Genomic DNA, 21463 nt, shown 5'->3' with positions numbered 1-21463 from the left:
AATCTCCCTGATTGCCTATTTTTTTGTTACACCGTCACCAATAACCCCCCTTTTTAATCCTATCTAGATCCGGTATGCTCGAAATATGTCAGAAAATCTTGTGGATCTGAAACGTGATTCCAGTAGCCAACTTAAATTATCTATTCCAATATAAATCAGTAAATTACCACAAATCCCACTGGTGCGAATGATGAGCCAATCGATAGTGCGCAATTCCGCTCTGCCATTATTGGTTGCTGGCGCTTTCTTTATGGAAAATCTCGATGGGACAGTTATTGTCACCGCCATGCCGCAGATGGCGACGGCATTTGCAGTACATCCCATTGATATGAATATTGGTATTTCTGCTTACATTCTGACACTGACGGTTTTTATTCCTGCCAGTGGTTGGATTGCCAATCGCTGTGGCGCTCGTAATATCTTTGCTGCCGCAATGATTATTTTCACATTAGCATCAGTGCTGTGTGCATTAAGCACTGATTTGATGACATTTACTGCCGCAAGAATTTTGCAGGGTTTTGGCGGTGCGATGATGGTCCCGGTCGGTAGGCTCATTGTATTACGTAATACGGCCAAACCTGATCTGATCAAAGCCATCGCCACCATTACCTGGCCCGGATTGGTAGCCCCGATACTCGGACCTCCTGTGGGGGGCTTTATTACTACCTATGCTTCTTGGTACTGGATATTTATATTAAATGTTCCATTGGGGATCATTGGGTTATGGCTTGCATGGCGGTTAATACCGCAGGAGTCGCCACAGAAAGAAACGCCTTTTGATACCCTTGGTTTTCTGTTAACCGGCGCTGCTTGTTTTAGCCTGATGTTTGGTCTGGAATTATTTAATCATCAAAACTTGTCACGTTTAATCCCACTATTCTGTATTGCAGGCAGCCTGATACTAGGTTCACTGGCGGTGTATCATGCAAAACATCAGGCATTCCCATTGGTTGATTTGTGGGCTTTGCAAATAAAAAGTTACAGCGTCACTATCTGGGGTGGCGGTTTATTCCGAATGGCTATTGGTGCTGTTCCCTTCTTGCTGCCGTTGCTATTTCAGATAGGTTTTGGCCTGAGCGCTTTTAATGCCGGTTTGTTAGTGTTGGCGGTGTTTGCTGGTAACCTGGTAATGAAACCTTTTACCTCTGCTATCCTCTATCGCTTTCATTTCCGCCCTACACTATTGGTTAATGGTTTACTCAATGCCGCGACTATCTTTGCCTGTGCGTTTATCACGCCAGAAACACCAACAACGCTGATTATTGTGTTGTTATTTATCAGCGGATTGACGCGTTCAATGCAGTTTACTGCGTTCAATACGCTGGCTTTTTCTGAAGTGCCTGGTCCGAAAATGGCCGGTGCCAATACGCTATCTAATATGGCGCAACAGATGGCAATTGGCCTCGGCATCGCCATCGGAGCCTTGGCGCTGCGGATAGCTGAGTGGTTTCACCCCCATCGCGCAGGTGTGATCCCATTGGAGAATTTCCAGATAGCATTTGTGGTTATCGCGCTGGTCGCATTACTATCGTTAGTAGATACATTAACCCTTAGCGGTGATGCGGGCGATGAAGTACGTAAGAAACCATCACGACGCTAAAATGTGTAGTGGACTATGCCGGAATAGCTTCCTTCTGTAGTTAAGAGTATGTTAATCATATCAATTATATTTTTAGCAACTAAAAATAAGGAATGTGTATGATCGTTTTCGTCACTGGTGCAACCTCAGGGTTTGGTGAGGCAATCGCTCGAAAGTTTATTAGCCACGGTCATCAGGTTATCGCGACAGGTCGTCGTCAGGAGCGTTTGGAAGAATTGAAGGACGAATTGGGTGAGCAGTTACATATCGTACGTTTAGATGTACGGAATCGGGCGGCTATTCAGCAAGTTATCGATGAGCTACCTACCGAACTAAAAGATATCGATCTGTTAGTTAACAATGCCGGTTTGGCATTGGGGTTGGAACCTGCACATAAAGCTAATGTTGAAGACTGGGATACGATGATTGACACCAACACCAAAGGTTTGGTGAATATGACTCGAGCATTATTGCCCGCAATGGTGGCACGTAATGTTGGTCACGTGATTAACATCGGCTCTACTGCCGCCAACTGGCCGTATGCCGGTGGTAATGTTTACGGAGCCACGAAAGCGTTTGTGAAACAATTTAGTCTGGGTCTGCGTGCTGACTTGCACGGTACACATATTCGTGTGACGGATATTGAGCCTGGTATGGTCGGTGGCACTGAATTCTCAGCAGTTCGCTTTAAAGGCGATGGCGATAAAGTCAATAAAACCTACGATGGCGCTAATCCACTGATACCTGAGGATATCGCTGAAGCCGTCTATTGGGTTGCTACGCTGCCAGCACGGGTCAATATTAACTCACTGGAGATGATGCCGGTCAGTCAATCTTTTGCTGGGTTGAGTATTCATCGCGAAGGTTAATATCAGGCGTTATTGGGTAAAATTGGGCTGGGGCTATCACCGCCCCACCCTTAATTTATCCGCCAGTCCGCAACAATTATCAGCATGCTTGGCGTTGGGTGTTTTTAATATAAAATTAACTCTGATTTTGAACATTGGGTCTTACAAACTTAGGGGGGATATATAAATCAAAACCTAAGTTCCCACAATACTCTCTAAACATATTTATAGAACCAACACCGCATTTTTCGTACATTATACCTAATCTATTTTCTATTGTTCTGTGTGATAAAGAAAGCCTTTTCGCTACCATCTTAGTAGTCATAGGTTGTAATATGAAAAAGATTATCTCAAGTTCTTTTTCACTAAACAGATCTGTTGGCGGGGTAAGTGTTAATACTGAAGGTGTACGGCGGTCTATATATTGAGAAAGAGAAATAAAATTTAATTTGCTGGCATTTGTTAATGTTCCTATACATTCACCGATTTTATTGTAAATAGGAAACCTGGGTAAATAGTAGGGTTCTAGTATTCTATCTCGGCCATAAAAATTGGTTGAAATAATAGCCACACGTTTTCCACTTTTTTCCGCTTTTCTATCATTCGCTTGATATTGTTCAGCAAACTCCGCCCAATCAGCCGGACATTCGTTATCTAACCGTCCCTCGATATCAAAACCAGCAGGTAAATTTAAAAAATCCAGACCGGCTTGATTTACGTACACGTAACGCGATTGGCAATCTCTCACAACCCACGGTTCATGGCTGTGTTCCATAATGGAAATCAGCGGCAGTGAATTTAAGGATTTTACGACTAAATTTTTTGAATCCGATGGCTTATTTTTTTCATCCATGATCAGTTCAGCCTCTCAAGTTATTTTTAATAAAAAAGAATGTGACCATTGAGTGCAACCCTATAAAGTATACTCAACAGAATCCGCGATATCAAGATGGTCTCGAAGGCACTTTAGTTATCTACTATTCATTAATCTTAAGTGAATTAATCCTGCCCTAATGTTATTTAGGAAAATAATTATAAATAAACCCATTATAATAAATTTAAATATTCATTGCCGCATGAAGCTTGATGGATGCTATCATATTGAAGTGATGGTTTTAACGAAATCACTGTAATAAAAATTTTTCCGTTTAGGCATTTTATCCATATGCATACCAAAAGACAAATCAACTAAAAATATAGTCGAAAATTTATTATATATAATCTCAATGGCTGCTTGTCAGTTTTAATTAATATCATCATAATCACATTTAGTACAATAAAGAAAACGAGGGGGCTATCACCGCCCCACCCTTAATTTACTCGCCAGCCCGCAACAATAATCAGCATCCCAATCAGAGCGACCCCTGCGCCGACCCAATCGAACAGTGAAAGTTTCACGCCATCCACTACCCGTAACCAAATTAGCGCTGTCGCGACATAAACCCCACCGTATGCCGCATAAACACGCCCACTGGCAGCGGGATGCAGTGTCAATAACCAGACAAACATTGCCAGACTGGCCGCCGCGGGCAGTAATAACCAGAGAGGGCCTCCTTTACGTAACCACAAATAGGGCAAGAAACAGCCAATTATCTCAGCCAGTGCGGTAACAAAAAACAGTAACGACGTCTTTAACATGTTCTGATCTCTTGATATTGCCAGCAACATCTTACCTCTGAGGCAAATGTTTAAAATTAACATTAGGTTACTCTACATATTCCCGACAAACCTGTCGCTGACTGGTTTATATACCGAAAGCAATGATATAATTTTTTATCCGCTGATAGCGTGCCAGTAAACCACATGATGATTTAACATCACCGACTAATAAAGGACTTAAGACGATGAAAATAACTAGCCTGCCACGCCTGACGCGTGCGTTTCTACCGCTAGCTTTGGTTATGCTTGCCTGGCAAACACCGGCCCTGGCACAGGCGACCAATTGCACCCAAGGCAGCACTTGTGTTTCTGTTGGTGGTAGTAATGATTCGATGTCCAAAGAACAGGCTCGCCAAAGCCAACAGCAATGGGATGATACTCATCGCCTGCGCAATAAAGTTAATACCCGGGTTGAAAAGAACTTTGATAAGTTTGATCGGGCTGAAGATGCGAAAGACAACTGCGACCGCAGTGAAAATTTGAACGCCTATTGGGAGCCTAACACGCAGCGCTGTCTGGATCGGCTATCAGGTCGCCAGATTAATCCGTAATGGGTGGCTATGGCTCAGATTTACTTGAGGTTATGAGAATCTGGACTATCCTTTAGGCACGGTTTAAGAATCAATATGTTAGGCAAGCTATTCATCCACATAAGGATTTTATGATGAAAAAAACGCTTATTATCAGTACATTGTTGTTATCGCTGGCCCCTTTGGCTGCTCTGGCATCTTGTGAAAGTGTGAAAGCAGATATCACGCAGAAGATTATCAATAATGGGGTGCCTGAGTCCGGCTTTAAACTGGATATCGTTCCTAATGATCAAGTTCAGCAAGCTGGCGGTCAGGTGGTTGGACATTGCGAAAATGATAGCCAGAAAATTGTTTATACCCGCATAACCGACAGCGAGTAATTTCGCCGTCACCGGTCTGGGTGTGCCTTTCGGTGCACCCTTTTGTTTTATCAATAATTTATTTCTGCATTTCTCAATTTTTACTGGTCATTCATTTGATGGCAAGTAACAATCGATGACAAGTAACACACTCTCCGTCAACTTACCTATCAATCACCAAAGTATGGGGTTTACCTCACTATGTCAGTCAGTAGCGTTGCATGAAACGGCCTGCCCACCTGTATTACTATCGCGCCATGCTGCGTCGACTACTGATTTCGATCATGCTGGGTATGATGGCAGCCTTGATTGTTTGGTTATTCCATCAAGCAATGTTGGGCTTGGAGTGGCTGTTATTTGCCCGAACTGATGGCAGTCTGGTAGCCGCTGCCTCTTCTATTACTGGCTGGCGACGCGCATTAACCCCCGCATTAGGTGGTTTGGCCGCCGGTGCTCTTTTATGGGGATACCAGCGTTACCGAAAACAAAAGCCCAGTGCGCCAACTGATTATATGGAGGCCATCGAGATCGGTGATGGCCGGTTAGATGTTTCCGCCAGTCTGGTCAAGTCTCTCGCTTCATTACTCGTGGTCTCCAGCGGCAGTGCGATTGGTCGCGAAGGGGCAATGGTGCTGTTGGCCGCTTTGTTTGCGTCCGTTTTTGCTCAGCGCTATGCCAAACCTAACGAATGGAAGCTTTGGGTTGCCTGTGGTGCCGCCGCCGGGATGGCCAGCGCCTATCATGCGCCGCTGGCGGGCAGTCTATTTATTGCGGAAATTCTGTTTGGTACGTTGATGCTGGCCTCACTTGGGCCAGTAGTGATCGCTGCCGTCAGTGCATTGCTCACCACCAACCTGCTGCACGGTGGCCAGGAAACCCTTTATCAAGTGCAAGCGCTACCATCACCGTGGCCAATACAATATTTACTGATGGCACTATTAGGCTTGCTGGCTGGCTTCTGTGGTCCCTTGTTTTTAAAAGGGATGGCCGCCAGTGGCGATGCTTTCCGCTCGCTGAATCTTTCTCCCCCATTACAGCTTGCGCTGGGGGGGATAATTGTCGGGCTATTATCGCTGATTTTCCCTGAGGTCTGGGGCAATGGCTACAGTGTGGTGCAGTCACTGTTGACAGCTCCGCCAGGGGTTTTATTGATTGCAGGTATATTGATATGCAAATTGTTGGCTGTATTAGCCAGTAGCGGTTCAGGTGCTCCGGGCGGGGTATTCACCCCGACCTTGTTTGTTGGGGCCGCGTTAGGCATGTTATGTGGGCAGATGTTTGCCTGGTGGCCAGCTCTTGGTGACAATATTGCGTTGTTGATGGCACTGACCGGTATGGCGACTCTATTGGCTGCGACTACTCATGCCCCTATCATGGCGGCATTAATGGTTTGCGAAATGACGGGCGAATACACCCTACTCCCAGGATTACTATTATCCTGTGTTATTTCAACAACAATAGCCCGATGGTTGCGTCCGATTTCGGTATATCATTCACGCTAAAATAGGCAACTAATGCAATAGTGGATAGCCACTATTAATTTAATCAGCCCAAAGGGATAAATAGATGATCAGCCGATCGCCGTCAAATCTAAATATTTCGCCAGCGGCTTCTCTTCTGGATGAGGAAGATAAGGTAATTGCCCTAATTGTGGCGCAGGTAACCGTTCGCGTAGCATAGCAATTGTTTCGGCGTAATGAGCTAATCCGGGATTAATTCGATTTGCGACCCATCCCAATAAGGGTAATCCATCGTTGATAATGGCTTGTGCTGTTAATAATGCATGATTGATGCAACCTAATTTAATTCCGACGACTAAAATAACCGGCAATTGTTCCTGTATCACCCAATCAGAATAGAAACGCTGGTCATTCATCATAACTTTCCAGCCACCACAACCTTCGACCACAACCGTATCGGCTTTGGCGGATAAACGTTGTAATCCTTCGGTCATTGCACCGTAATTAATCAGCGTATCCGTGCAGGCATGGATAACATCCCCTTGCAGCGGGAATGGATTAACTTCCTGATAATCCAACTTTATAGAGGATGAAGCCTGCAAAATAAGTGCATCCTGATTACGCAACCCTTCAGGTGTCTCTTTACTTTCTGTCGCTACCGGCTTATAGCCTACCGCTGTTCTGCCATTTTGGCTTAAGGCCTGAAGTAAGGCCCGTGACACCACGGTTTTACCGACAGCAGTGTCGGTACCCGTCACAAATACACGCGTTAACATAACAATACTCCGCAATCTGGCCACTTAGACTCAAGTCTTTCCGCCTAACATTAGCGAAATTGGCAACATGGATAAAAGTCTAGGCGATGCCGACAACAGACAGCTTGCGTTAGCGCAAGGTTTTGCCGAACTGAGAGAGGTTTTTAACGGATAACACCAAATAATAGGAGGAATACATCGTACATACCCACTAATAATTAACCCATAATTATTAGTGTTAATACCTTACCCTTGCAGCAACTTCACCAATAATGAACCGTTATATAACGCTTCTTTTACTAATGCAGCTCCTGGCATTGTGCCCTGATTAAAAAATGCTGTAGGTTCAACCAGAATATTCTCACTGTAAGCAGGTAGTGCTTGTTGACGAATACATGACGCAATTGCCGGATGTAGAATAGATGCGGCTTTATTTAATGGGGAACCGACCAGAATTTTTTCCGGGTTAAATAAATTGACCATAATGGCAATAATTCGGCCAACACTGTGGCCAACGCCCAGAATAATATCTTTAGCTAACTGATCGCCCGCCAGCGCCGCATCACATAAAGATTCAACATTCAGTGGAGAACTGTGTAATAGCGAACTCATTGAACCATTTAATCGTTGCTGGGCAATTTCCAACATATTCTCGATACTGGCAACTGTCTCAAGGCAGCCATGATTACCGCAATAACAGCGCTTGCCGTAGGGATCCACCTGAGTATGACCAATCTCCACTACGCTACGACTACCTGCGTGCAATACCCTTCCGGCAGTGATAACACCAGCACCGACGTTATGATCAATCACCACCTGGATGACATTCTGACAGCCACGTGAAGCACCATACAGTGCTTCGGCCATCGTCCAGGCACAAATATCGTGTTGTAGATAGACAGGTAATCCCGTGCGCTGTTCCAGTGCTGGGCCAAGCAGCATCTCATCAACATCATAAAACGGCATTTTATGCACAATACCCGCCGGGGCATCAATGATGCCAGGCATAGTAATTGCAATCGCAGTTAACCGCTCAAGCTTGTCTTGATGCCGAATAAAGAATTGATCAACTTCATTGAGAATACGATTAAGTAGCGGTTCAGGATGACTATCCGGTAACGGAATTTGATCCTCAACCACCAGTTTACTGCTGAGATCACGCAAGGCGAGAGTAATAGAACCGCGACTGATACGCCCAGAGACATAATGCCAAGCTTCGGTATCAAGAACTAAACCAATGGCAGGCCGCCCACGGCTGCCAATATCTTGATATTCGGTCTCTTTGACCAGATGAGCCTCAACCAGTTCCCGCACAATCTTCGTGATACTGGCCGGGGCCAGTTGCGCCCGTTTAGACAGTTCAATACGGGATATTGGGCCGAACAAATCAATCAGCCGATAAACGGCTCCTGCATTGGTCTGCTTGATTTGATCAATGTGCCCAGGCTGTCCATCCGTTATCACTGAACCGGCTCCTTCTCTGCCAACCGAGTATTTTTCGCGCTTCTAAATAAAGATTATCGGCTATGTTGGGGCTTTTAGTATATGCCGTCAACTATTTGATTAGTTATGTGATTTACTGCACATAATCACCGGTTTTCCTGGCTTTACTGCTGGTTATTTATACGGAGTCAGTTGGCGGGCGTCGCTTGAGTATCCTTAACCATCAAGCGAATCAACGCTTCTGCTGGGGCGGTTACTGGCCGATGTTTATGATTAACCAACCACACTTCGGTGGTGGCTTCAGGTTCAGCCAAAGGTAAATATTTCACCCCATCCACTTTTACTCGGGTAAATGAGGCCGGCAGTATCGACACGCCCAAACCAGAGGACACCAAACCGACGATGGTCATCGCCTCTCCTACTTCTTGCGTAATATAAGGCGTGATACCCGCGCGGGTTAATAGTGCGAGGATTTCATCATACAGGGCAGTACCCACTTCACGCGAAAAGAAAACAAAGGGTTGTTCTGCCAGTGAGCTAAATTTAACACTCCCCGAAGGTAAAGCCGCTAAGGGGCTTTTTTCGTGGACAACGGCAACCAAAGGTTCACGTAACAACAGACGATATTGCAGTGCCTCCGGCAATCGTGTATTGCGCATTACGCCAAGATCAAGCCGCCCATCCAGTAAGGGTTCAATTTGCTGTCTACTGTTAACTTCCCGCATTTTGATATGCACTTGAGGATGCAGTTGCCGGAATGCCTGTAAATTTTTAGATACCGTGCTAATAAAAGGTGCCGATGAAGTAAAACCGATAGTCAGTTCGCCGGATTCTCCGCGATGCAAACGCCCCGCTTTTTCCGCTGCCGAATGCACTTGGGCTAAAATTTGGTAAGACTCCTTTAAAAACAAGGAGCCGGCTTGGGTCAGGCTGACATTACGGTTGTTACGCGCCAAGAGTCGGGCACCAATTTGCTCTTCCAAACTCTGAATTTGCTGGCTGAGTGGTGGCTGAGAAATGCGCAAGCGCTCTGCCGCCCTACCAAAGTGCAATTCTTCTGCTACGGCAATGAAATAACGTAAATGTCTGAGTTCAATACTCATTGTGCTCCATTGATATGTTTAAAGTCTCATTTATAATAATTAATATATTAGACAAAAAACTCAGCTATTTCTATGCTCTTCTCATTAAGCTAAATAGTGGCTAAATCGAAACAGACAGTCTTTAATTGGGTTATTGATAAGGAAATACCGTGACCACCTCTTTGCGCACTACGACCACCGTAGCGCCGACATCCGCAGCACACGATGGTGCAACTTCGTTAGTTCCGCTCCCCGAGGTTACACGTTTAACTAAACGGCCATATATTCAACGTGGTACACCAGAATTTATCCGTGTGACACTGGCTTTCTTTTCAGCAGGATTAGCTACATTCGCCCTGCTCTATTGTGTACAACCCATCCTGCCACTGTTATCTCAAGACTTTAATATCTCACCTGCGGGCAGCAGCTTATCGCTTTCAGCCGCCACCGGCATGTTAGCGTTTGGCCTGATGTTTACCGGCCCACTTTCCGATGCCATTGGACGTAAGTCGGTCATGGTCGTTGCGCTAATGCTGGCGGCTATCTGTACTTTAATTTGTGCCTTTATGACCAGTTGGCAAGGGATTTTGTTGATGCGGGCATTGATTGGTCTGTCCTTAAGCGGCGTTGCTGCTGTGGCCATGACCTACCTCAGTGAGGAGATTCATCCAAGTTTTGTCGCACTCTCCATGGGCTTGTATATCAGCGGCAATTCCATTGGAGGGATGAGTGGCCGCCTGGTGACGGGGGTGTTGAGTGACTTCTTTTCCTGGCGTATTGCACTGGCGGTTATTGGGTTGTTTGCTTTAGCTGCCGCTTGCATGTTTTGGCGAATTCTCCCGCCGTCTAAACATTTCCGCCCAACGTCGTTACGCCCTAGAACACTGGTGATTAATTTCAAGCTGCACTGGCGTGACCCAGGCTTACCACTGCTGTTTGCCGAAGGTTTTCTGATAATGGGCAGCTTTGTCACCTTATTTAATTACATTGGATACCGCTTGTTGGCTCAGCCTTATTATATGAGTCAAGCAGTGGTGGGATTATTATCGATAGTGTATCTGACGGGTTCTTATAGTTCACCGAAAGCAGGTTCGCTCACCAGCCGATATGGTCGTGGGCCGGTATTATTAGCCGCAATAAGTATGATGCTGGCCGGTGTTATTATTACCAGTTTCCACCCGGTGATTACGATTCTTTTCGGCATGATGATATTTACAGCCGGTTTCTTTGCTGCTCACTCGGTTGCCAGTAGTTGGATTGGGCGCCGCGCTCGTCGCGCTAAAGCTCAAGCCTCATCACTCTACCTATTTTGCTATTATGCCGGTTCTAGCGTAGCGGGAACATTGGGGGGCATTTTCTGGCTTAATTTAGGCTGGACTGGGGTGGTGGGGTTTATTGCGACGCTGCTACTGCTAGCACTGTATGTCGGGCAGCGATTACGTAAATTGCCAGAAGCCGCACGAATTTAATCTTTAATTATCGAGATAAGATCTATTGGGCGCCAAACTATAATTTGACGTCCTGTCGCCTATGTATCTATTATTAATATGAAACTTAATACAGGATTACTGCTAGTTAGCGTGTAAATTAAGTATCTAACGTATTTAGGGATTTTACGAAAAATATTTCCTTAATTTATTTTTTCAGGAGAACATATGGCAAGTCACTTTCTTACGCTTTGGGACATACTGGTAACAACGTTTTCAATTTTCTTCTTTATTGCTTACTTACTGATTCTATTTCAAGTCATTTCTGACCTCTTCCGTGATCATGAGTTAGGCGGCTTTTATAAAGCAATCTGGATTGTATTTCTGCTTTTCATCCCGCTCCTCACGTCTCTTTTGTATCTCATTACCCGAGGGAAAGGCATGGCGCAGCGTTATCGCGCTACGGTACAGAAGTCGGTATCTGATACCAATGATTATATCCGCCAGGTTGCGGGGAAATCACCAGCAGAACAGATTTCTGATGCCAAGAAATTATTGGATGAAGGCACGATAACTGAAAGCGAATACCAGCAATTGAAAGCTAAAGCATTGGCTTAATATTTGAGCTACCTGCCCCCAACAAGGCTAATATGTCACTTTGAATGGCATTTAGCCTTGTTTATCGCGGCCTGCGGCATGTAACACGGCATCAATTTCCTCGATATGCGGCATTGTTTAAATTTTTCCCTTCCCTTATTTGATATAACTTACTGTAAACTGCCTGATGAAAATTCTTAACAATTTGCCTATCTGCGCCATGTGTTTAGAGGCAAATTTTTCTTCCCACTTGCGAGATTCAGGAATGAAACATTCACCGTTGCGGCGTTCGCTATTATTAGCTGGTCTCACCGTGCCATTGCTCAATTTTACACTACCATCCTGGGCGGCTGGGGCTAAAATGTCATTAGATAATCAACTCGCTGAACTTGAAAAATCGTCAAATGGCCGTTTAGGATTGGCGTTAATCAATACCGACAAGGGCACCAAAGTTCACTATCGTGGCGGCCAGCGCTTTCCATTCTGTAGTACCTTCAAATTAATGTTGGCCGCCGCAGTGTTGGGTCATAGCCAATCTCAGCCAAATCTACTCAGTAAACACATTATTTATCGTGAAAGTGACTTACTCGATTATGCACCGATTACGCGCAAACATTTAGCACAAGGGATGACGGTTGCAGAACTGTGCGCAGCGACTATTCAGTATAGTGATAACACGGCAGCCAATTTGTTAATCAAACAGTTGGGGGGACTCGAGGCGGTTAACCAGTTTGCCCGTAGTATTGGTGATCAGACATTCAGACTGGATCGTTGGGAACCTGAGTTAAATACTGCTTTGCCAAATGATCCTCGAGATACCACAACACCTGCGGCTATGGCAGCCAGTGTAAACAAACTGGTATTAGGTGATGCGCTTGCAACCCCACAGCGGGAACAACTCACACAATGGCTTAAGGGCAATACTACCGGCGGGGCCAGTATTCGTGCGGGCGTCCCTACCGATTGGATTGTCGGGGATAAAACTGGCAGTGGTGATTATGGTACGACAAATGACGTCGCGGTGTTATGGCCCGCGAAAGGCGCGCCACTGGTATTAGTGGTTTACTTTACGCAGCTTAAGAAAGAAGCAGAACCACGCCGGGATGTATTAGCATCGGCCACTAAAATTGTCTTGGCGCACTTAACCTGATTATCAGTATGGGCATTATATTAATTAATGCCCCACTATCTAGCGAATCTTTTACCATTACGTATAGATATCCCCTTTATTAAAGTTAACAACAGGCTTTCATGGTGCTGTTTTTACTGATATGACACAATGTATGTTGTAACTAAAATCAGCTTAATTGGAAAAGATAATGGCTAAGTATGATTTGATTGAGCGAATGAATGGCAGTTTTGCTGCACTGGAAATTGCATTAGATCATCTCCACCAGCAACTTAATGCGCTCCCCCTACTCGCAGCCCGTGTATTTTCGCTGCCTGAAATTGAAAAAGGTACCGAACATCAACCTATTGAGAAAATCAGCGTTACCGCAAAAGTCGGTAATGAAGCAAAAGAACTGGGGTTACAACATTACCAGCGGTTGTTTATTCATCATCAGGGGCAAAATGCGAGCAGTAAAGCGGCCCTGCGCTTACCCGGGGTACTGTGTTTCAGCGTGAGTGATAGGCAACAGGGGGAATGTGAAAATACTATTGCTCAGATTAATCAGTTGAAAAATGAGTTGGAACATATCATAACCGTCGAGTCTGGCTTACCGAGTGAGCAACGTTTCGAGTTTGTGCATACCCATTTGCATGGTCTGATTACCTTAAATACTTACCGCACCATTACTCCACTCATCAATCCTAGTTCTGTGCGTTTCGGCTGGGCCAACAAACATATAATTAAGAATGTCACCCGTGAAGAGATCTTAGTTCAACTGAATAAAAGCCTTAATGCCGGGCGCGCGGTGCCGCCTTTTAGCCGCGAACAGTGGATGGAATTAATTAGCTTGGAAATTAATGATGTAAAACGTTTACCTGAAAATACCCGCCTGAAGATTAAGCGGCCAGTAAAAGTGCAGCCTATCGCGCGAGTCTGGTATCAGGAACAGCAAAAGCAAGTGCAACACCCCTGCCCTATGCCGTTAATTGCTTTTTGCCAGGCACAATCAGCGGCGGAATTGCCTAAGTTAGGTGAGTTAATAGACTATGATATCAACCAAATTAAGCATAAATATAAGCCGGATGCCAAACCTCTGCGGTTACTGGTGGCAAGACTGCATCTGTATATCGACGTTGAATAAATAATGCGTTGCCAAGATCAATTCCAGTACGGGCAATAACCATAACGAATTCATATACATTTTTTAAGATAGATATCTGGACGGTTTATCTGCCATACAAAGTCGTGACGATTGATCGCCTGAAAACCAGTCTTTTTATAAAGGAAAGCGGCAGTGTCCGTAACGAGCATAATCCGTCTAAGGCTGGTTGTAACCGGATGAGCCTGACTGCATTCGACCAGCCACTTTGCTAAACCTAATCCCTGGTACTCTTCAAGCACATACACATCACATAAATAGCCAAAAGTGGCATAATCAGTGACCAGACGGGCAAACCCAATCTGTCTTTTTTCATCAAACAGTCCAAAACAAAGGCTATTTTTAACGGAAAGTCTGACCGTTTCCAGATCAATTCCTGGAGCCCAGGAAGAGCATGTTAAAAATGCGTGCATAGCATGAATATCGAAGCGAGATTTGTCTGTCGTAACGATAAAACTTTCCCTGCTGAATTCTTTATGGTTCTCATCCATCGATGTTTCCTTTAGACAAGTTGTATTGCTGATAGTAGCTGCCGTATAGAAAACGGAGATCTGAGTTTGACGGTTGATAACACCGGTTTTTTATCCGTAAAAAACGCCAGTCATAAGGACCGGCGTTAATCGTTTGTTTGGCTGGCCGTTATTTCATACTGCCAACCATATCTTCCGGCTTGACCCATTCATCAAACTGTTCTCCGGTCAGATAGCCTAATTTCAAGGCGGCAGCTTTGAGTGTAAGCCCTTCTTTATGGGCCTTTTTGGCAATCTCGGCAGCTTTGTCATAACCAATATGGGTATTCAACGCGGTAACTAACATCAAAGACTCATTCAGTAACTGCGTTATACGGTCACGATTTGGCTCAATACCCACCGCGCAATGTTCATTAAAACCGCGCATACCATCGGCCAGCAAACGAATTGATTGCAGGAAGTTATGAATCACCAACGGGCGGAAGACGTTCAACTCAAAATTACCGGATGCTCCACCAATATTGATGGCCACGTCGTTACCCATAACCTGTGCGCATAACATCGTCATGGCTTCACACTGTGTCGGATTCACTTTGCCAGGCATGATTGAACTGCCCGGTTCATTCTCAGGAATCGCGATTTCACCAATGCCACAGCGAGGGCCGGAGGACAACCAGCGCACATCGTTGGCAATTTTCATCAATGAAGCCGCAAGTCCTTTTAAAGCCCCATGACCATGAACTAATGCATCACAAGCCGCTAATGACTCAAACTTATTAGGCGCAGTGATAAATGGTTGATGGGTAAGCGCCGCAATCTCTTTGGCTACTCGCACGGCATATTCTGGATGGGTATTCAGCCCGGTTCCTACCGCCGTCCCCCCTAACGCCAACTCACACAGATGAGGAATAGTCGCTTCAATATGCTGCACGCTGTGGGATAGCATCGCCACCCAGCCTGATATCTCCTGCCCTAAGGTCAATGGCGTAGCATCTTGCAAATGCGTCCGTCCAATCTTCACGATATCGCGAAAGGCGTCCGCTTTGTGTGCCAGTGTCTCCTGCAATGTTTTGAGTTCCGGTAACAGATGTTGCCGCAACCCGATAACCGCAGCAACATGCATCGCCGTTGGGAAGACATCATTTGAACTTTGGCTTTTATTCACATCATCATTAGGATGCACTAACCGATTGTTTCCGCGCTCGCCACCTAACAACTCACTGGCACGGTTCGCCAAAACCTCATTCATATTCATGTTGGTCTGGGTACCAGACCCGGTTTGCCAGATAGACAGTGGAAACTCACTCGGATGACACTCTTCCAGAACTTCATCTGCGGCGCGCATGATGGCCTTTGCCCGTTCGGCTGGTAGTAGCCCTAAATCCATGTTGACCTGCGCCGCTGCCCGTTTGGTCAGTGCCAGAGCATGGATCAGTGCCGTCGGCATTTTTTCTTGCGAGATACGGAAATGTTCCAGTGAACGCTGGGTTTGTGCGCCCCATAATTGATTTGCTGGTACATCGATAGGCCCCATAGAGTCTTTTTCACTGCGGGTGGTCGCCATCACGGTCTCCTTAGCATGTAGAACTGAACGGTTGAGGTATTGTCATACCAGTCTCACTGGCGACATGACAACTATCATGGCACATTTGCTGTCACCTTTATGCGATTGATTCGCATTTATATCATTTTGTGATCAATATTCTCATAACGAGCCGGCGGCTAAAACACACCGCTAATTAGCACACTCATCCTTGTGACCACTCAGTTCAACCATCAAATCTCGGATCCAACCATGGCCAGCATGACTATGACTGCGCTCATGCCAAACTAAGCTGACATCAAATTGCTCCGCAAGCCAGCCAACCTCAACCATCGTGAATCGATCCGACTGCCCCTGCACTTGCCACAATCGCCGTGGAATTAAAGCAACAAGGTCGCTAGTGGCGACTATCTCTGGAACAAAAAGGAATGACGCTGCCGACATAACAACATTACGTTGAAATCCGAATGCCGCCAGAGCATCGTCTATTGGTGTGGTGAAGCTGCCCCCAGAAGGTGAAACAATGACATGCTCTAGTTGGCTAAAATCTGCCATTGTTAACTTGTCTCTAAGCCCTGGGTGGTCCTTCCGCCCGATGAGTACATAAGTTTCATCGAACAAATGGCGTGCTCTTAGACGCGCATGATAGGCACCTTGTGTAATAACCGCTATATCAACCTCGCCACTGGCCAACTGTTGTTCCAACTGGCTCGGATTATAGTGACGAACGGCAATGCGGACCCCCGGAGATCTTTGCCGTAAGGCCAAAACCAGCGGCATGACGACCGCAGCCTGTATGTAGTCAGTACCAGCAATGGTGACCGTCAGTTGAGCCCGCTCGGGATAAAAATCCTTGTGCGATTGCAGCGTGCGGCGCAGTTGGTCCAAAGACGCACGCAGCGGAGTAAGTAACTCCAGCGCTTTTGCAGTCGGCGTCATCCCCCGTCGCGCAGGAACCAGCAAAGGGTCGTCAAATACCTCTCTCAAGCGATTCAGTTGCGCACTAACTGCGGGCTGGCTGAGATTAAGTCGCGCTGCGGCCTTCGTTACATTCTGTTCAGCAAGCAAAGCTTCCAGGGTGACCAACAGGTTTAGGTCTATCCGTGTGGTATCCATTTGGTGGATTCCTTAATATAAAACAATCGATTTCTCTTATCCCTCAGCCGTCATCATAATGCAAGTTCATGTTGTAGGGATGATCAGGAGACAGTTGATGTTATCGAATAGCAAACCACTCATCACAGTGGTGGGAGCATTGAGTAAACAAGGGCGTAGTGTGGTGCGCACGCTACTAGAGAGTCAGCGCTACCGAGTACGCGCGTTAACGCGGCGGGTAGATTCCCCTGAAGCGCAAGAGCTGGCGCTTCAGGGTGCAGAACTCATGGCAGTGCCGCTAGAGTTGGGCCATAAAGAGACGTTTGTTCAAGCATTTAAAGGGGCATATGGCGCGTTTCTGATGACGCCCGCTATCACGCCGCAGGCAAGCCACGCGGAAACACACGAAACAGCGTTAGGTAAACAAATAGCAGATGCCGCCGTCGAAGCGGGGGTAAAACATATTGTATTCTCTAGTCTGGAAAACGTAGAAAAGATTACCGAAGGGAAAAAGTGGGTGCCACACTTTACCGATAAGAGCCGGGTTGAGAGCTACATTCGTACACTGCCCGTCACCAGTTCATTTATCTACATGGCGTTTTTTTACACTAATCTACTTGAGTTCTATCAGCCACGAATGGAAGGAGATACTTTAGTCTTTCCTCTCTATCTACCTGAAGATTTTTGCGCACCTTTTGTCGACCCATTGACAGCGACCGGCCCAGCGGTGTTAGCGATTTTTGATGATAAGGACCTGTACGCGGGCCAATCTTTGCCTGTTATCGGGGAGATCATTTCACCCAAAGAGATGGTTGAAACGTTTAGCCGTGTCACGGGGAAAAAAGCCCGCTACAGCTCGGCGTTTACACGTGAGGAGCTATGTCAACACTTCCCCACATTTTCCAGCATTGGGGGATTAGTGGATGAGGTAATCGGTATGGCTGAGTATACGGTAGAGTACGGTTACTTCCGTAAAGAGCGAGATCTGCTTTGGAGCCGACAAGTAAATCCGGCCAGTTTAACCTGGGAACAATTCCTGCGTACCACTGGATGGCAAGGGCAAGCGCTATCTTTTGCTCGGTGATTTTCGCCGTATTTACCTTAGCGGTTTTCTCACTTTCCTAAATAGGGGCGTCGATGTTACGCCCTCTTCGCGACATTAAACGGCAGTAGTGCCCGTTTTCGTTCAATTGGCCCCCCACCCTCCGATTACTACTTGCAACCCCCGTAGCGCCATTGTTTACTAAGGGACAATTTTATTGGGCGGCAGGGCCAGGCGCGATTAGTCATATAAAATAACTGATTTGTGTGTAACCCTTAATTTGGCCCTTAACAAACGGCAGAATGTAAATATGCAAAAGATGAAGAATGCAGTGCAAAACTACGCTTGGGGCAGTACTGACGCCCTCACTCAGCTTTATGGCATAGCAAATCCACAGGGGAAACCGATGGCTGAACTGTGGATGGGCGCGCATCCGAAGAGCAGCTCACAGGTGGCAGATGCTAACGGCCAGTGGCATTCATTGCGTGATGTGATCGAACAAGATCCCGATGCTAATCTGGGCCATGATGTTTTCAACCGTTTTGGTGAGCTACCATTCCTGTTCAAAGTACTTTGTGCGGCACAACCGTTATCGATTCAGGTTCATCCCAGTAAAACCGCCGCCGAAATTGGTTTTGCCAAAGAGAATCAGGCGGGTATCCCACTGGATGCCGGCGAAAGAAATTATAAAGATGCCAACCATAAGCCGGAGCTGGTCTATGCGCTAACACCCTTTCAGGCTATGAATGGTTTCCGTACACTGGAAGATATTCAGGCATTACTCCACCCCTTGGCGGCAGCGCATCCCGATATCGCCGCATTCCTGCGCGAACCGGATACTGAACACTTAGCGGCTCTGTTTGCCAGTTTGCTGAGTTTGGCTGGTGACCCAAAAACGCTCGCGCTGGGAATTTTGAAAGCAGCCTTAAATAACCAGTTAGGTGAACCTTGGGATACCATCCGCAGTATCTCGCGTTTTTACCCTGATGACAGCGGCTTGTTCTCCCCCTTATTGCTAAATGTCGTGACCCTGCAACCGGGTGAAGCCATGTTCCTGTATGCTGAAACACCGCACGCCTACCTCAACGGCGTGGCACTAGAGGTGATGGCAAACTCCGATAACGTATTACGCGCGGGCCTGACACCCAAGTTTATCGATATTCCCGAACTGATGGCCAATCTGCAATTTATCCCCAAACCGGCTGATACTCTGCTGACCACGCCAAAACAGCAAGGCAATGAACTGGCCTTCCCTATCCCTGTTGAGGATTTTGCTTTTTCACTGCATACAGTAACGGCCGAGACTCAAGTGTTGGCACAACCTAGTGCGGCAATTGTGTTTTGTATTCAGGGTCAGGCGGTATTGAAAAAACAGCAGCAGGAAATAACACTACAACCAGGCGAATCCTGTTTTATCCCGGCGAATGAATCACCGGTTACAGTGCAAGGAATTGGCTCTATTGCGCGTGTTTACAACGCAGACTGAACGAAGTCACTCATTTTGTTGTCAATAACTGGCTTTTTGCTGTCGTGATAGATAGATTCCATAGTCGCAATGACGGGGTTTTGTTATTACGCAGAACTCGCACTTGCCGTTTCAGGATAGTTATCGTCGCAATAATATTTGTGTCCGGTTAATCTATGCCTATATTAATTTGGTGAATACTGTTTTTCAGGCATTCTCTTGGGTGGTTTTTCACCAGCAACTCATTACCGCGTTCAACATAGTGAATTTGGTGTATTAGAAAAGGATGAACAGAACAATGAAAAAATCGTTAGTGGCTGTCAGCGTCATTGTCGTACTTGGCGCAGCATGGACTGGAGCCTCATGGTATACCGGCAAACTGATTGAACAACGGATGGGCGAGCTGGTTAACACCGCAAACGGGCAGATCAGAACATTGCTGCCTAAAGCCGGTGTCAAACTCGCCTATACAGATTACCAACGTGGTTTGTTCCGTAGCCAGGTTCGCTATGTGCTGCAAGCAGATAGCAGTGTCGTGGGTGAAAAAGCGTTAAAAGACGGTGATGAAATCGCTTTTATCGAAACTATCGATCACGGCCCATTCCCGTTCGCGCAGTTGAAGAAATTCAATTTGATCCCGAGCATGGCATCGGTACATACCGAACTTGCCAATACCCCTGCATTGAAAAAGCTATTTGATGTTACCAAGGGCCAATCACCGTTTACTGCGGATTCACGCATTTCATACAGCGGTGATACCTCTTCCGCCATTACCTTTATTCCTATCGACTATCAGCAAAATACCACCAGCATGAAATTCTCTGGTGCTACCATTGATGCCGATGTTTCGCGCGATATGCGTAATGTGAAGATGAGTGGTAGCAGCGAGAATATCGTCTTCACCAGCAAAAATCAGTGGGACCAACTGGAACAATTCAGCGTGCAGGGCCTGACGCTGAAAAGTGACAGCAAAATGGGTAAATTTGATCTCAGCATTGGTGATCAGCAAGTCGCTATCAAGCAAATTGGTTTCAGTCTTGATGGCAAAGAGATGGCAACACTGGTTGGCTTTAACCTTAATACCCAATTGGGTGAAACGGATAAAGACCTGAACGGCAAACTGAGCTACACCCTCGATGCATTAAAAATTCAGGGTAATGATTTCGGTTCCGGTAAATTAGCCTTTGCCTTTGACAAGCTTGATGGCCAAAACCTGAAGCAGTTCACCAGCGCGTATAATCAACAAGTGCTGAAAGCCGTTCAGGCTGGTGAAAATCTCGATCCTGTTGCCTATCAAGAGCAAATGACTGAGATGTTAATTGCCAATCTTCCAGGGCTGTTAAAAGGCAATCCAACCGTGAGCATTGCGCCACTGAGCTGGAAAAACGCTAAAGGGGAAAGTACCTTTACCCTGAATATCGACTTGGTTGATCCGGCGCAGACTAAAGCAAGTGCTGAACCCCTGTTAGCACAGTCAGTGAAGAAAGTTGACGCAACCCTGACTATCCCGATGCCAATGGCAACTGAGTTGACGACCCAGGCCGCACGCCTGCAAGGCTACAGCCCGGAAGAAGCTCAGAAGCTGGCACAACAACAGGTTCAAGGCATTGCCGCTATGGGCCAGATGTTTAAACTGACCACCACCAAAGATGATGTTATCAGCAGCAGCTTCCATTTTGCTGATAATCAGGTCAATTTGAATGGCCAGAAAATGTCACTGCAAGAGTTTGTTGGCCTGTTTGGTATGTTTGGCGGGGCACCTGCTGAAGAAGACACCGGCAGCGCACCAGAAGAGATGCCAGCAACCCCAGCAGAACCTGCGGTTCCGGCACAATAGTT

General features: G+C 46.3%; 20 protein-coding genes. 12 read left to right on the top strand and 8 right to left on the bottom strand.

Annotation, left to right across the window (positions count from 1 at the left end; genetic code table 11):
• Positions 1–190 precede the first annotated feature (190 nt).
• Together Q2T72_RS11310 and ydfG are read left to right on the top strand one after the other, a co-directional pair.
• A complete protein-coding gene (locus Q2T72_RS11310) occupies positions 191–1600 on the top strand; it encodes an MFS transporter (protein WP_372569185.1) in 1410 nt (469 codons plus the stop codon).
• A gap of 98 nt (positions 1601–1698) precedes the next feature.
• Entirely contained in the window at positions 1699–2448 is a 750-nt protein-coding gene (ydfG, locus tag Q2T72_RS11305) for a bifunctional NADP-dependent 3-hydroxy acid dehydrogenase/3-hydroxypropionate dehydrogenase YdfG (RefSeq protein WP_050085366.1), read from the top strand.
• Positions 2449–2563: 115 nt separating this feature from the next.
• On the opposite strand, the gene Q2T72_RS11300 is transcribed toward ydfG, so the two are convergent.
• The gene (locus tag Q2T72_RS11300; RefSeq protein ID WP_372569184.1) at positions 2564–3280 is read right to left on the bottom strand and encodes a helix-turn-helix transcriptional regulator; all 717 of its coding nucleotides are present in this window, start codon (positions 3278–3280) and stop codon (positions 2564–2566) included.
• Between the two features lie 458 nt (positions 3281–3738).
• On the bottom strand, positions 3739–4065 hold the full coding sequence (locus Q2T72_RS11295; protein WP_083158843.1) for a YnfA family protein: 327 nt from the start codon (positions 4063–4065) through the stop codon (positions 3739–3741).
• A 206-nt stretch (positions 4066–4271) separates the two neighbouring features.
• On the opposite strand from Q2T72_RS11295, the gene Q2T72_RS11290 reads away from it, so the two are divergent.
• From Q2T72_RS11290 to clcB, 3 genes are all read left to right on the top strand, one after another.
• Positions 4272–4637 carry a DUF1283 family protein gene (locus Q2T72_RS11290; RefSeq protein WP_083158844.1) on the top strand — a complete coding sequence of 122 codons (366 nt, stop codon included), beginning with the start codon at positions 4272–4274 and terminating at the stop codon, positions 4635–4637.
• A gap of 113 nt (positions 4638–4750) precedes the next feature.
• The gene (locus Q2T72_RS11285; protein ID WP_083158845.1) at positions 4751–4996 is read left to right on the top strand and encodes a DUF1161 domain-containing protein; all 246 of its coding nucleotides are present in this window, start codon (positions 4751–4753) and stop codon (positions 4994–4996) included.
• A gap of 200 nt (positions 4997–5196) precedes the next feature.
• Complete coding sequence (gene clcB / locus Q2T72_RS11280) at positions 5197–6477, top strand: voltage-gated ClC-type chloride channel ClcB (protein WP_083158846.1); 1281 nt, start codon at positions 5197–5199, stop codon at positions 6475–6477.
• Between the two features lie 68 nt (positions 6478–6545).
• On the opposite strand, the gene bioD is transcribed toward clcB, so the two are convergent.
• From bioD to Q2T72_RS11265, 3 genes are all read right to left on the bottom strand, one after another.
• Positions 6546–7211 carry a dethiobiotin synthase gene (bioD, locus tag Q2T72_RS11275; protein ID WP_372559022.1) on the bottom strand — a complete coding sequence of 222 codons (666 nt, stop codon included), beginning with the start codon at positions 7209–7211 and terminating at the stop codon, positions 6546–6548.
• Between the two features lie 225 nt (positions 7212–7436).
• Positions 7437–8654 carry an ROK family transcriptional regulator Mlc gene (gene mlc / locus Q2T72_RS11270; RefSeq protein ID WP_083158848.1) on the bottom strand — a complete coding sequence of 406 codons (1218 nt, stop codon included), beginning with the start codon at positions 8652–8654 and terminating at the stop codon, positions 7437–7439.
• Positions 8655–8821: 167 nt separating this feature from the next.
• Positions 8822–9736, bottom strand: coding sequence for a LysR substrate-binding domain-containing protein (locus Q2T72_RS11265; protein ID WP_372569183.1), 915 nt, complete (start codon positions 9734–9736; stop codon positions 8822–8824).
• Positions 9737–9885: 149 nt separating this feature from the next.
• Between Q2T72_RS11265 and Q2T72_RS11260 the strand changes: the two genes are divergently transcribed.
• The 4 genes from Q2T72_RS11260 to tus all read left to right on the top strand — a co-directional run bounded on the left by Q2T72_RS11260 (position 9886) and on the right by tus (position 13991).
• Positions 9886–11184 (top strand): MFS transporter, encoded by a 1299-nt coding sequence (locus Q2T72_RS11260; RefSeq protein ID WP_372569182.1) that lies wholly within the window; start codon positions 9886–9888, stop codon positions 11182–11184.
• Between the two features lie 186 nt (positions 11185–11370).
• A complete protein-coding gene (locus tag Q2T72_RS11255) occupies positions 11371–11760 on the top strand; it encodes an SHOCT domain-containing protein (protein WP_083158851.1) in 390 nt (129 codons plus the stop codon).
• A gap of 244 nt (positions 11761–12004) precedes the next feature.
• Complete coding sequence (gene bla, locus Q2T72_RS11250; protein ID WP_372569181.1) at positions 12005–12889, top strand: class A beta-lactamase; 885 nt, start codon at positions 12005–12007, stop codon at positions 12887–12889.
• A 169-nt stretch (positions 12890–13058) separates the two neighbouring features.
• On the top strand, positions 13059–13991 hold the full coding sequence (gene tus, locus Q2T72_RS11245; RefSeq protein ID WP_372569180.1) for a DNA replication terminus site-binding protein: 933 nt from the start codon (positions 13059–13061) through the stop codon (positions 13989–13991).
• A gap of 50 nt (positions 13992–14041) precedes the next feature.
• Here tus and Q2T72_RS11240 read toward each other — a convergent pair whose 3' ends face one another.
• The 3 genes from Q2T72_RS11240 to Q2T72_RS11230 all read right to left on the bottom strand — a co-directional run bounded on the left by Q2T72_RS11240 (position 14042) and on the right by Q2T72_RS11230 (position 17138).
• Positions 14042–14500 carry a GNAT family N-acetyltransferase gene (locus tag Q2T72_RS11240; RefSeq protein ID WP_372569179.1) on the bottom strand — a complete coding sequence of 153 codons (459 nt, stop codon included), beginning with the start codon at positions 14498–14500 and terminating at the stop codon, positions 14042–14044.
• A gap of 148 nt (positions 14501–14648) precedes the next feature.
• Positions 14649–16043, bottom strand: a complete 1395-nt coding sequence (gene fumC / locus Q2T72_RS11235) for a class II fumarate hydratase (RefSeq protein ID WP_372569178.1) — start codon at positions 16041–16043, stop codon at positions 14649–14651.
• 171 nt (positions 16044–16214) lie between these two features.
• Entirely contained in the window at positions 16215–17138 is a 924-nt protein-coding gene (locus Q2T72_RS11230; protein ID WP_372569177.1) for a LysR family transcriptional regulator, read from the bottom strand.
• A gap of 97 nt (positions 17139–17235) precedes the next feature.
• Here Q2T72_RS11230 and Q2T72_RS11225 point away from each other — a divergent pair, with 97 nt between their 5' ends.
• From Q2T72_RS11225 to Q2T72_RS11215, 3 genes are all read left to right on the top strand, one after another.
• Complete coding sequence (locus Q2T72_RS11225; RefSeq protein ID WP_083158858.1) at positions 17236–18201, top strand: NmrA/HSCARG family protein; 966 nt, start codon at positions 17236–17238, stop codon at positions 18199–18201.
• 268 nt (positions 18202–18469) lie between these two features.
• Entirely contained in the window at positions 18470–19645 is a 1176-nt protein-coding gene (manA, locus tag Q2T72_RS11220) for a mannose-6-phosphate isomerase (RefSeq protein ID WP_372569176.1), read from the top strand.
• A 277-nt stretch (positions 19646–19922) separates the two neighbouring features.
• A complete protein-coding gene (locus Q2T72_RS11215) occupies positions 19923–21461 on the top strand; it encodes a YdgA family protein (RefSeq protein ID WP_083158860.1) in 1539 nt (512 codons plus the stop codon).
• Positions 21462–21463 lie beyond the last annotated feature (2 nt).

It is taken from the genome of Yersinia sp. 2466 StPb PI (assembly GCF_041538325.1).
GTDB lineage: Bacteria > Pseudomonadota > Gammaproteobacteria > Enterobacterales > Enterobacteriaceae > Yersinia > Yersinia enterocolitica_E.
This window is presented reverse-complemented; position numbering and strand designations above follow the sequence as displayed.